Raw genomic sequence first — 12,389 nt, forward strand, 5'->3', positions numbered from 1 at the left:
GCGTTAGCGCTTCGCCTCATTGCGCCATTGCGCAAACGTTCGAACGTCCAAACCCACCTCGGCCGCGTCGATGCGAGCCCAACCATAGTAAGCGTCGTGCCAGCCGGGAATTTCACGCGGCTGCAGCATGCGGAATTCGACGCCCGCGCGGTAGGCCAGATGCGGCCAGAAAAGCGGCATCACCTCGCGCACCGCGATCTGTCTCAGCAGTTCCGCCGGGCCGTTTTCGTCCGCCACGATCTCGCCCTGCAAGATCCAGTCGTGCTCGGCCCACGCGACGAACACGCTCGGGTTGCCCGCGCGGTCGAACATCAGAATGGCATTTTGCTCGGGACGCCAATAGTACTCGACGATACCTTCGGCGGCGGCCAGTTCGTCGATCAGCTTGCGCGTTCTCGGATCGCAATACGTGGTGCCGTTTTCGCCCAACGCCAGCCAACCGCTTTCGGAACAATGCCGGGCTCGGGCGTCGTTCAGAAAATGGGTTAATCGGCTTGCCGACTCCGCGTCGGTCTTTCTCAGATATAAATCGACGATTCCGGCATTGAACGCGTTGACCGCGACGGTCTCGTCCGCGACGCCGGTGAGCAGCGCTTTCGCGCACCGCAAGTCGGATATCGAAGAGAGCAATTCGACACCGCTCACCCCCGGCATGTCGTAATCGACGACGACCGCCGCGACCTCCGCAAAGCGCGACTTACGCAGCAAGATGTCGCGCTCAGCCGAGGTTTCGACAAATCGCTCGACACCGGTTTCGCTCAAACACGCCGACGCCGGCGCAAACTCCAGTGAATTCGCGCGGGCATGTTGACGGATAAACGCGAGTGCCGCTTGCGGCCGCGTGAAAAACAGATTGGTGGAGATATCCGGAAAGAAACGGCGCAGCGCGTCGAGATAACTGTCGTTGTCGTCCACGAAAACGACAGTTGCCGGATACGAAACTGGTGGTCGAATAAAGTTGTTCATATTTTTCACGTGGCTCGTCACACCGCCGCTGACACGAACGGCAAAGGCGGCAACCATACGAAAAAGCTTCCTATACGTTTTTTCTAACTCTGATTACCAAGCTGGTCCCCGCCGATCCATATAGTACAGGCGTCCAGGCATTAACAGTGAAACACCGCACAAACTTTCCTTTACTTTTTTATTGGTATATGCAAACTGAATAATGTTAATCGCATTTCAACCCACCACACATTGATTCACTGCTTTGGGGCGAGCAATGCGCCAGCACAATGCTGCCAGTTCAGCAGCTTGAAACGCAGCGCCATTCTCTATGGCGCGATGCAATAAGCGTTCGCCTGAATGGCATGGATCGTGCAAATCAATCCATACGGCCGGAACTCGAAACGTTCCGGCTCCCTCCCCTCACCGACTCAAGAGCAGGCGTATGGCATCACAAAACCAGCGTGAAGATTTGCCGCTTTCCCGCGGCACGGACTACGAGCCATTGGCCGCCAGATTCAGGCCCATTTTCGAACGCATCGCGGCAGGCGCGCTCGAGCGCGAACGCACTCGCACGCTCCCGCACGAACAGATCGAGTGGTTGAAGGAAGCGGGCTTCGGCGCCATTCGCGTGCCGGCCGAATACGGCGGCGCCGGCGCATCGCTGCCGCAACTCGTGCACTTGCTGATCGAACTGGCGGAAGCCGATTCGAGTTTGCCGCAGGCGTTGCGCGGACACTTCGCCTTCGTCGAGGACCGCATCAACGCTGTGCCGGGCCCCGCGCGGGAAAAATGGTTCGAGCGTTTCGTGAATGGTGAAATCGTCGGCAATGCGTGGACCGAAGTCGGCGCGGTCAAACTGGGCGAAGTCATCACGCGTGTGTCGCGGCGCGGCAACCAGTGGGTCGTGAACGGCACGAAGTACTACAGCACGGGCAGCATCTTTGCGGACTGGATCGACGTGTACGCGCAACGCGACGATAACGGCGCCGACGTCATCGCGGCGTTGAGCACCCGCCAGCCGGGCGTCAAACAGAGCGATGACTGGGACGGTTTCGGCCAACGCACCACGGGCAGCGGAACCTCGGTGTTCGAGAATGCCGTGGTCGACGAGGAAAACATCATCGACTTCTCGACGCGCTTCAAATACCAGACCGCGTTTTATCAGCTCGTGCTGATCGCCGTGATCGCGGGGACGGGCCGCGCCGCGTTACGCGACATCTCGCATGAAGTCCGCAAGCGCACCCGCGTTTACAGCCACGGCAACGCGCCGCGCGTGAGCGAGGACGCCCAGGTGCAGCAGGTGGTCGGGCAAATCGCGGCGCGCGTATATGCGGCCGAAGCCGCCGCCGTGCGCGCGGCCGAGCCGTCGCAACGCGCATACGAAACGCGCTTCGGCGCGGATCGCGAAGCCGAGAAGTCGGCGAACGTCGCCGCCGAAATCGAATCGGCCAAGGCGCAAGTCGCGGTGGCCGCGCTGATTCTGCAAGCCACCACCGACCTCTTCAACGCACTCGGCGCATCCGGCGTCAGCGAGAACAAACTGTTGGACCGCCACTGGCGCAACGCTCGCACCGCCGCATCGCATAACCCGCTCATCTACAAGGAACGGATCGTCGGCGATTGGGAAATCAACGGCACCGAGCCGCCTTTCATCTGGCAGATCGGCAACGGCGTGTCGGCGGCATGATTCGGCGGCGCGGCGAGCATCATGCGTGGACCGGCTCGACGGCCGGTCCGCAGGCGGCGTCAAGCGAGATGTTCGCCGCTACGCCGCGACGAGGCCGCGCGAACTCGCGGCTACTTTTGCGCGGAAATCTGTCTCGCGCGAATCAGCCGCGCGCGCAATACGTTTCGGCTAATGCCCAGCAATCTCGCGGCCTGGATCTGGTTGCGATAGCAGAACTCGAACGCCACCCGCATCACGGTGTCTTCGATCTGTTCGAACAGCTTGCCTTCCGCGTTATCGAACAGATTGCGCAAGGCGCCCTCGAGCCCTTCGAGCGGCGTGCATGGCGCCGGCTCATTGCCCGCTCGCCGCGCGCTCTGAACGCCGAACGACGACATCTGCAAATCGCCCTCCCTCAACGAATCGCTGCTGCACACGAGCAAAGCGTAGTGAATGACGTTTTCCAGTTCGCGGATGTTGCCGGGCCAACTGTGCGCCAGCAGCTTTCGCTCCGCGCACGGCTCGATGCCGACAGCGCCATAACCCAGCCGGTTTCTGTACTCTTCAATGAAGTATCTGGCGAGCGGCAAGATATCGCCCGGCCGGTCGCGCAGCGTGGGCACGGCCAGATGCACCACGTTCAGGCGATAAAACAGATCCTCGCGGAAATGACCCGCCGCCACCGCGTCCTGCAAATGCACGTTGGTGGCCGCCAGCACGCGCACGTCGATAGGAATGCTCCGGCGCGAGCCCAGCCGCACGATTTCGCGTTCCTGCAACACGCGCAACAGCTTGACCTGCATCGAAAGCGGCAGGTCGCCTATCTCGTCGAGAAAGAGCGTGCCGCCATTGGCCGCCTCGAACCAGCCGGGCTTCGCGCAAAACGCGCCGGTGAACGCGCCTTTCTCGTGACCGAACAACTCGCTCTCCACCAGCGACTCGGAAAACGCACCGCAATTGACGGCCACGAAAGGCCGGTCCCTGCGCGCGCTGAGGTTATGCACGTGACGCGCGACCAGTTCCTTGCCGGTCCCGGTCTCGCCGATCACGAGGACATTGGCGTCGCTCGGCGCCACCATGCGAATACGTTCGAGCAACGCCAGCGAGCGCGGGTCCGAGAAAACTTGCGCGGTGGCGCGGATGGAAGTGGTCAGCGTGCGCGTGTCGGGCATCGTCAATAAAGGCGGCGACTCCGCTCGTGTAATGGCTGAGCGTTCCGCCAACACGTGATTGAATGAAGAATTCATGAGTAGAAGCTCGGTGTCGGACAGCCTATTCTGAACACCCGGCGCGACTTCCTATGCATTTTGTTGTGGGAACCAAAGTCGAATTGCTTCTTTGGCAGCAGCATCGTCATGAATGCCGCTTCCGCATCGACACACGCTTCGCTCGACGCCGTTCACGCGGTTTTGTCGGCATTCTGAAAGTCCGCGTTGCGCTCGCCGAAACCCGGCACTGCTTCTCCAGCAGCAGCGCCGAGGCCATCTTGCTTCGTCAGCTTCATACGCACGCCTGCAATCGTTCCATGCCGCCGCGATATACGCGCGGGAAAACGCCGCAAACGGCTATGCCATTTGACTCGCCGCGCCATCGGGCCGAAACGCGCGACCGCCCCAAAGTACAGCTCGCGCCGGCAGCGGCGAATGGCACGCTATTCGCTCAATAAGCCGAACTCCCTATTTGATTCGCTTCCCATTGAAAGGATCGTTCGCATGAGCAACAGATTGAACGTGGTCGCGGTTTCCGGCGGATTGCAACGGCCATCGCGCACGCTGGCCGTGGTCGAGGGCCTGCTCGCGGCGCTCGGCGACGCGCTGCCGATCGACACGCACCTCGTCGAACTCGGCCAGATCGCGCCGCGACTCGCCGGCGCCGTGCTGCGCGCGCAGCTTCCCGCCGACGTCGAAGCGCAGATCAAGGCGATCGAATCGGCCGATCTGATCATCGCCGCGAGCCCTGTCTATCGCGCTTCGTATACCGGGCTCTTCAAGCATCTGTTCGATCTCGTGCATCACGAGGCGCTGTTCGACGTGCCCGTCCTTCTCGCGGCAACCGGCGGCAGCGAGCGTCACGCGCTGGTGATCGATCATCAACTGCGGCCGCTCTTCAGCTTCTTTCAGGCTCGCACGCTGCCGATCGGCGTCTATGCGTCGGATGCGGATTTCGACGGCCATGCCATCGCAAGCGCCGCGCTGAAAGAGCGCATCGCGCTCGCCGTGACACGCGCGCTGCCGTGGCTGCATGCGGGACGCCTTCCGGCCTCTTCCTCGCGAGCGGCAACGCTGGCTGCCTAACCTCCTTCATTCAATCACCAGGAACATCATGAGCCACACCCATTCTCACGACGACGCCCTCAAGTTCGCCTACTGGGTGCCCAACGTCAGCGGCGGCCTGGTCGTCAGCACGATCGAGCAACGCACCGACTGGAGTCTCGAATACAACCAGAAGCTCGCGCAAACCGCCGAGCAGGCGGGTTTCGAGTACGCGCTGAGCCAGATTCGCTTTACCGCCGGCTACGGCGCGGAGCATCAGCACGAATCGGTTTCCTTCAGCCAGGCGCTGTTGCACGCGACCACCCAACTCAAGGTGCTGGCCGCGATCCTGCCCGGACCCTGGCATCCCGCGGTCGTCGCCAAGCAACTGGCGACCATCGACCACATTTCGAATGGGCGCATTGCAATCAACGTCGTGAGCGGCTGGTTCAAAGGCGAGTTCACCGCGATCGGCGAGCCGTGGCTCGAACACGACGAACGGTATCGGCGCTCGAACGAATTCATTCAGGCGCTCAAGGGCATCTGGACGCAGGACCACTTCACCTTCAAGGGCGACTTCTACCGCTTCAACGATTACACGCTGAGTCCGAAGCCGGTGCAAAAGCCGCATCCCGAGATCTTCCAGGGCGGCAGTTCGCGCGCCGCCCGCGACAACGCCGCGAGCGTGTCCGACTGGTACTTCACCAACGGCAATACGCCGGAGAACCTGAAGGCGCAAATCGACGACATTCAGGCGAAGGCGGCGAAAAACAATCACAAGGTGCGCATCGGCGTGAACGCCTTCGTGATCGCGCGCGATACCGAGGAAGAAGCCAAAGCGGTGCTCGACGACATCATCAGGCATGCGCACGTCGAAGCCGTGCATGCGTTCGGCGATGCCGCCAGGCAGGCGGGCGCGGCTTCGCCGGAAGGCGAAGGCAATTGGGCCAAATCGAGCTTCGAAGACCTCGTGCAGTACAACGACGGCTTTCGCACCAATCTCATCGGTACGCCGCAGCAGATCGCCGAGCGCATCGTCGAATTGAAATCGATTGGCGTGGATCTGGTGCTGACCGGATTTCTCCATTTCATCGAAGAGGTGGAGTACTTCGGCAAACGCGTTCTGCCGCTGGTGCGCGAACTCGAACGCAAGCAACAGGCCAAGGCCGCGTGATCATGACGGGCGCGCAACCCTCGACGCTGCCGGACTGGCTGCGCCATCAGGCGCGGCATCGGCCGCATGCTCTTGCGTTGCGGCACAAGCGGCTGGGCGCGTGGCACGCGCTGTCGTGGCGAGAGGTCGCCGCGGCGGTCGAGCAACTCGCGGCGGGCCTCGCGCAGCGAGGCTTTGCGGCGGGCGACGCGCTACTGCTCGTGAGCCAGCCGCGCGAGCAGGCATTGCTGCTGTCGCTCGCGGCGCAGTGGAGCGGCGGCGTGGCGATACCGCTCGACCCGCAACTCGGCGACGCCGCGTTGCGCGCCGCGCTCACGCATCTCGCCCCGCGTTTCGTGCTTGCCGAGGACGACCGTCAGGTCGACCGTCTGCTGGCGCAGGAACAGGCGTTGCAAGTGATCGACGCGAACCCGCGCCATCTCACGCCGCATCCGCATCCCGCCGTGATCGACTATCGCGCGCTGGCGCTCGCGAGTCGTGAAGGCTTCGCACCGGCCGCGCTGCCGCACGGCGATGCGTTCGCCTTCGTGCGGCTGAATGACGACGGGCACCTCGTCGAACAGCGCTTCACTCACGCGACGCTGGTGCGCGAAGCGCGGCATCTGGTCGACACCGAGAAGCTGCACGCGAACGACGAAGCCTTCGCCGCGCGCGCGTTTGCCGCCGCTTCGCAGGAGCGCTATCTGATCGCGCCGTGGGTGCTGAGCGGCTTCCGACTGAACTTTCCCGAGTCGCTCGCCACGCGCGATAACGACCGCCGCGAACTCGCACCGACGCTCGTCGCCGGCACGCGCGACACCTACGCCCGCGTGGCGCAACTCGTGGACGACCGCTTGCCCGGCGAGCGCTCATGGCGCCGCCGCCTGATCGATCGCGCTCTACGCGGGCAGCGTGGTCCGTTCGGCCCGCTCATCCGCACGCTGACGTGGTGGCTCATCACGCGGCCGTTGCGCGAAGTGATCGGTTTTTCACGCACGCATGCGGCGCTCGTCATCGGCCCGCCGCTCGACGCTAAAACCGCAGCGCTGTTCGATGCGCTACGCGTACCGGTCCGCGCGTGGCCGGATCACAGCGACCGGCAACGCGTCGAACAACGCGCACAGCCGGAAACGCCGCAACGCCATGCGGCTGACCGCGCGTCTGAACAACCGGCCTACTGACGCATGACCCAACCTTAAATGACTCGATCCACTCACGCGCTGCTCTCGCTCGACCATATTTCGCTGTCGTTCAAAGGCGTCAAAGCCATCACCGACATCAGCTTCAACGTGCAAGCCGGGGAAATCTGCGCGCTGATCGGTCCGAACGGCGCGGGCAAAAGCTCGCTGCTCAACGTGATCAACGGCGTGTATCGGCCGCAGCACGGCAGCGTGCGTTTCGACGGCAACGCTTATCGGCGCATGAACCCGTATCACGCGGCGCACAGCGGCATTGCGCGCACGTTTCAGAACATCGCGCTGTTTCGCCGGATGAGCGTGCTGGACAACGTGCTGACCGGCCGCAATCTGCATCGGCGCAGCACGTGGCTCGAACAGACGTTGCGCGTCGGCCGCGCGCGCGGCGATGAAACGGCGCAGCGTCGCTATGCGGAAGTGGTGATCGAAGCACTCGATTTGCAGCGCTTCCGGCACACCGCCGTCGGCACCTTGCCCTATGGCGTGCAAAAGCGCGTCGAACTGGCCCGCGCGCTCGCCGCCGAGCCGCGCCTGCTGCTGCTCGACGAACCGATGGCCGGCATGAACGCCGACGAAAAGCGCGCGATGGCCGGCTACGTGCTCGACGCCAACAGGCAATTCGGCGTGACGGTCGTGCTGATCGAGCACGACATCGGCGTGGTGATGGACCTGTCGGATCACGTGGTCGTACTCGATTACGGCAAGAAGATCGCCGATGGCGCGCCCGCCGACGTGCGCGGCAACCCGGACGTGCTGGCCGCCTATCTCGGCACCCGTCATTGAGAGACTCGACAACATGGAATTTTTTCTCGAAGTGCTCGTCGGCGGCTTGCTGGCGGGCGTGATGTATTCGATGGTCGCGATCGGCTTCGTGCTGATCTACAAAGCGTCCGGCGTGTTCAATTTCGCGCAGGGCTCGATGGTGCTGTTCGGCGCACTGACCTATGTGAGCCTCGTCGAACGGCAGGTGAATCCGGTGCTCGCCTTCGGCGTGACGCTCGCGGCGCTCGTGTTGATCGCGGTGCTGATCGGCCGCCTCGTGTTGCGGCCTCTGGTGAACCGGCCGCCCATCGTGCTGTTCATGGCGACGCTCGGCCTGAGCTTCATTCTCGAAGGCGCCGCGCAACTCTTCTGGGGCGCGCAGGTGCATGGCCTCGCGCTCGGCATCGACGACAAGCCTTTGAATCTCGCCGGCGTCATGATCAGCCAGTTCGACATCTTCGCGGCGGCAACCGCCGGTGCGCTGGTGCTGGCGCTGTCGCTGCTGACCCGGCGAACGCGGCTCGGCTTGTCGTTGCGCGCCGTCGCCGACGACCCGCTCGCCGCGCTGGCGGTCGGTGTGCGGCTGCCGCGCGTCTGGGCCATCGTGTGGGCGCTCGCCGGCTTCGTCAGCCTGGTGGCGGGACTCCTGTGGGGCGCGCGGCTCGGCGTGCAGTTCTCGCTGTCGCTCGTGGTGCTGAAAGCGCTGCCGGTGTTGATCATCGGCGGCTTTTCGTCGATCGGCGGGGCGATCGTCGGCGGGCTGCTGATCGGCGCGTCGGAGAAGCTCGCCGAAGTCTACGTCGGCACGCTGCTCGGCGGCGGCATCGAAAACTGGTTTCCCTATCTGCTCGCGATGCTGTTCCTGCTCGCGCGCCCTGCCGGTTTGTTCGGCGAACCCGCCGTGGAACGGGTGTGAACGTGAGTGCGAGGCCAACCGTGTCGTCTCTTCAATCCAACGCGAGCGTATCGCGCAAGCCGGGCGCGCCGCCGCGCCGCTCGTCGCTGCTCAGGCTGTCGGGCGGCGCGCTACTCGCGCTGATCGCATTAGCCGCGCTGATCGCGTTCGTCGCCGTGCCGCGCCTGAGCAACGACTACTGGCTCAGCGCGATCCTGATTCCCTTCCTCGTGCTGTCGCTGGCGGGTCTGGGGCTGAACCTCGTCACCGGTTACGCGGGACAACTCTCGCTCGGCTCGGCGGCGTTCATGTCGGTCGGCGCCTACGCCACCTACAACCTGCTGGTGCGAGCGCCGGCGCTGCCGCTCGCCGTCGACCTGCTGCTCGGCGGACTCATCACCGCCGCGGTGGGCGCGCTGTTCGGCCTGCCGAGCCTGCGCATCAAGGGCTTCTATCTGATCGTCTCGACGCTGGCCGCGCAATTCCTCGTCGAATGGATTTTTACGCGGGTGAGCTGGTTTTCGAACAACGACGGCTCGGGCGTGCTGAGCGCGCCCGCGCTCTCCGCGTTCGGCCTGAAAATCGCCACGCCCGCGGCGCGTTATCTGCTCGTGCTGAGCGTCGTGGCGATTGTCTTCGCGATGGCGTCCAGTCTCGTGCGCAGCGAACTCGGCCGGCGCTGGATGGCCGTGCGCGACATGGACACCGCCGCGCGCGTGATCGGCATTCCGGTGGGCCGCACCAAACTGCTCGCGTTCGCGCTCAGTTCGTTCGTGCTCGGCATCGCCGGCGCGCTGTGGGCATTCGCCTATCTCGGCACGGTGGAGCCGCACGGCTTCGATCTGAATCTGTCGTTTCAGGTGTTGTTCATCATCATCATCGGCGGCATGGGCAGCATCGGCGGGAATTTCCTGGGGGCCGCGTTCATCGTGCTGCTGCCGATACTGCTCTCGCATGCGGCGGGCGCGCTCGCCAGCGTCGGCATCGAGGCCGGCCAGTTGCAGAACCTGCAGAAAATCCTCTTCGGCACGCTCATCATCGTCTTTCTCATCAAGGAACCGGACGGCCTCGCGCGACTGGTCCAGACCGCGCGGAACCGGCTGCGCGACTGGCCGTTGCGCGCGTGAAGCCGGCTGCATTGCCTCGCTCGTCGCTCTTCATTTCACTGCTTCATTTCACTGCTTCATTAATCAAGGTCTAACCCCGTATGAATTTCATCGACTCCTTCAAAAGGCGCGGAACGTCAGCGCGCCTGTCAGCGCGCCTCGCCGCCGCGAGCCTGCTGCTTGCGCTCGGCGCGACGCCCTTTTCCAACGCGCAAGCCGCGGGCGAGGAATACTTCCCGTTGCAAAGCTATCGCGTCGGTCCTTATGCGGCTGGCGGCAGCGGCTTCTTCGGCGGCTTCATCGACTATATGAACCTCGTCAACAAGCGCGACGGCGGCGTGAACGGCGTCAAGCTGACGTGGAGCGAATGCGAAACCGAGTACGTGGTCGAAAAGGGCGTGGAGTGCTATGAGCGGCTGAAGAGCGGCCTGAACGGCGCGCCGGCGGCGGCGACCAATCCGCTCTCGGTCGGCATCGCCTACGCCACGCTCGATCGTTCGTCCGTGGACAAGATTCCGCTCGTCACGATCAACCACGGCCGCACGGATTCGACGGACGGCGCGGTATTCCCCTATGTGTTCCCGCTGCAACTCAATCCGTATAGCGAAGTCTCCGCGATCGTCAATTACATCGGCCAGCAATCCGGCGGACTGACTCAGCTCAAGGGCAAGAAGATCGTCGTGCTCTATCACGGCTCGCCTTATGGCCGCGAGACGATTCCGGTGCTGGATACGCTCGCGAAAAAATACGGCTTCGAACTCACGCAGATCGAAGTGCCGCATCCGGGTAACGAGCAAGGCTCGCAGTGGCTCACCATCCATCGGATCAAGCCCGACTGGGTGATTCTGCGCGGCTGGGGCGTGATGAATCCGGTCGCGTTGAAGTCCGCGCAAAAGGTGGGCTTCCCGGCCGATCACATCATCGGCAACATCTGGAGCAACTCGGAAGAGGACGCGCGTCCGGCGGGCGACGCCGCCAAGGGCTTCATCTCGATCACCACGCATCCGTCGGGCACCGGCTTCCCGGTGATTCAAGCGATCGACCAGTACGTGATCAAGCCGGGCAACGGCAATCTGAAGGACCCGGCGCGCTTCGGCACGGTGTACTACAACCTGGGCGTCGTCAACGGCATTCTGAATGTCGAGGCGTTGCGCGTGGCGCAGGCGAAATTCGGCAACAAGCCGCTGACGGGCGAACAGGTGCGCTGGGGCTTCGAGCATCTGAATCTCGACGACGCGCGCCTGAAGCAGCTCGGCGCGTATGGTCTGGTTCAGCCGCTGAAACTGTCGTGCGCCGATCACGAAGGCGGCGGCGCCGTGCGCTTTCAGCAATGGGACGGCCAGCAATGGAAGGTGATCAGCGGCTGGGTGCAGGCCGATCGCGCGCTGCTGCGTCCGATCATCGAGAAGTCGGCGAATGCCTACGCGAAGGAGAAAGGCATTACGCCGCGCGATTGCGGCAAGGATATCTGAGCATGAGCGCCGCCCCGATCCTCGAAGTCGACGACATCGCGGTGACGTACAGCCAGTTGATACCGGCATTGCGCGGCGTGTCGCTGAGCGTGCCGTCCGGCGCGATCGTCGCCTTGCTGGGCGGCAACGGCGCGGGCAAGACGACCACGCTGAAGGCGGTCTCCAGTCTGCTGCGCGCGGAGCGCGGCGAGCTCACGTCGGGGCGCATCGCGTATCGCGGCGAAGCGATCACCCACGCCGATCCGTGGACGCTCGCCGAACGCGGGCTCGTCCAGGTGCTGGAGGGGCGGCGTTGTTTCGCGCATTTGTCGGTGGAAGACAACCTGCGGCTGGGCGCGTTCGTGCGGCGGCCCAAACGCGCTGAACTCGAAACGGAGCTCGAACGCATCTACGGCATCTTTCCGCGGCTCAGGGAGCGCCGCGCGACGCTGGCGGGCTACGCGTCGGGCGGCGAACAGCAGATGGTCGCGATCGGCCGCGCGTTGATGGCGCGGCCTTCGCTGGTGCTGCTCGACGAACCGTCGATGGGGCTCGCGCCGCAAGTGGTCGAGGAAATCTTCGAGACGGTGGCGGCGCTCAATCGCGACGACGGTGTGAGTTTTCTGCTGGCCGAGCAGAACGCCGCGATCGCGCTGAGCTATGCGCAATCCGGTTACGTGCTCGAAGGCGGCCGGGTGGTTGCGCATGGGAAGGCGCAAGCGCTGCTGGAGCTCGATGTCCTGCGCGATGCTTATCTGGGCGGCGGCACACAACGCACGCGCGAGGGAACAGGCGGGGCAGCGCGACGGTACGTGCGCGCATAGCCCGAACGCCGACGGGAGCGGACCGGAACCGACGCGCGCGGCGATTATCATTGACAGCGCTTCAGACCTGCTGCCACGCTGACGGTCGGAACTCCGAGCGTCGGCGTGAGGTTTGACGCAACGAGTCCACACTTCC

General features: G+C 63.9%; 11 protein-coding genes. 9 read left to right on the forward strand and 2 right to left on the reverse strand.

The window, feature by feature from the left end:
* Positions 1 to 3: 3 nt before the first annotated feature.
* Positions 4 to 966 (reverse strand): response regulator, encoded by a 963-nt coding sequence (locus BUE39_RS18550; RefSeq protein ID WP_073430223.1) that lies wholly within the window; start codon positions 964 to 966, stop codon positions 4 to 6.
* Positions 967 to 1,390: 424 nt separating this feature from the next.
* Here BUE39_RS18550 and BUE39_RS18555 point away from each other — a divergent pair, with 424 nt between their 5' ends.
* Positions 1,391 to 2,635, forward strand: coding sequence for an acyl-CoA dehydrogenase family protein (locus tag BUE39_RS18555; protein WP_073430188.1), 1,245 nt, complete (start codon positions 1,391 to 1,393; stop codon positions 2,633 to 2,635).
* 110 nt (positions 2,636 to 2,745) lie between these two features.
* Here the strand turns inward: BUE39_RS18555 and BUE39_RS18560 are convergent, their stop codons facing one another.
* Entirely contained in the window at positions 2,746 to 3,861 is a 1,116-nt protein-coding gene (locus BUE39_RS18560) for a sigma-54 interaction domain-containing protein (protein WP_073430189.1), read from the reverse strand.
* 465 nt (positions 3,862 to 4,326) lie between these two features.
* Here BUE39_RS18560 and msuE point away from each other — a divergent pair, with 465 nt between their 5' ends.
* From msuE to BUE39_RS18605, 8 genes are all read left to right on the forward strand, one after another.
* Positions 4,327 to 4,908: an FMN reductase gene (gene msuE / locus BUE39_RS18570; RefSeq protein WP_073430191.1), complete on the forward strand. Its 582-nt coding sequence runs from the start codon at positions 4,327 to 4,329 to the stop codon at positions 4,906 to 4,908.
* A gap of 28 nt (positions 4,909 to 4,936) precedes the next feature.
* On the forward strand, positions 4,937 to 6,040 hold the full coding sequence (gene sfnG / locus BUE39_RS18575; protein ID WP_073430192.1) for a dimethylsulfone monooxygenase SfnG: 1,104 nt from the start codon (positions 4,937 to 4,939) through the stop codon (positions 6,038 to 6,040).
* 2 nt (positions 6,041 to 6,042) lie between these two features.
* Entirely contained in the window at positions 6,043 to 7,200 is a 1,158-nt protein-coding gene (locus BUE39_RS18580; RefSeq protein ID WP_073430193.1) for an AMP-binding protein, read from the forward strand.
* An 18-nt stretch (positions 7,201 to 7,218) separates the two neighbouring features.
* Positions 7,219 to 7,998, forward strand: coding sequence for an ABC transporter ATP-binding protein (locus tag BUE39_RS18585; RefSeq protein ID WP_073430194.1), 780 nt, complete (start codon positions 7,219 to 7,221; stop codon positions 7,996 to 7,998).
* A 13-nt stretch (positions 7,999 to 8,011) separates the two neighbouring features.
* A complete protein-coding gene (locus BUE39_RS18590; RefSeq protein ID WP_073430195.1) occupies positions 8,012 to 8,893 on the forward strand; it encodes a branched-chain amino acid ABC transporter permease in 882 nt (293 codons plus the stop codon).
* Positions 8,894 to 8,979: 86 nt separating this feature from the next.
* On the forward strand, positions 8,980 to 9,999 hold the full coding sequence (locus BUE39_RS18595) for a branched-chain amino acid ABC transporter permease (RefSeq protein WP_073430224.1): 1,020 nt from the start codon (positions 8,980 to 8,982) through the stop codon (positions 9,997 to 9,999).
* 80 nt (positions 10,000 to 10,079) lie between these two features.
* On the forward strand, positions 10,080 to 11,450 hold the full coding sequence (locus tag BUE39_RS18600; protein WP_073430196.1) for an ABC transporter substrate-binding protein: 1,371 nt from the start codon (positions 10,080 to 10,082) through the stop codon (positions 11,448 to 11,450).
* A 2-nt stretch (positions 11,451 to 11,452) separates the two neighbouring features.
* A complete protein-coding gene (locus BUE39_RS18605) occupies positions 11,453 to 12,253 on the forward strand; it encodes an ABC transporter ATP-binding protein (protein ID WP_073430197.1) in 801 nt (266 codons plus the stop codon).
* Positions 12,254 to 12,389 lie beyond the last annotated feature (136 nt).

It is taken from the genome of Paraburkholderia terricola, from assembly GCF_900142195.1.
Lineage (GTDB): Bacteria > Pseudomonadota > Gammaproteobacteria > Burkholderiales > Burkholderiaceae > Paraburkholderia > Paraburkholderia terricola.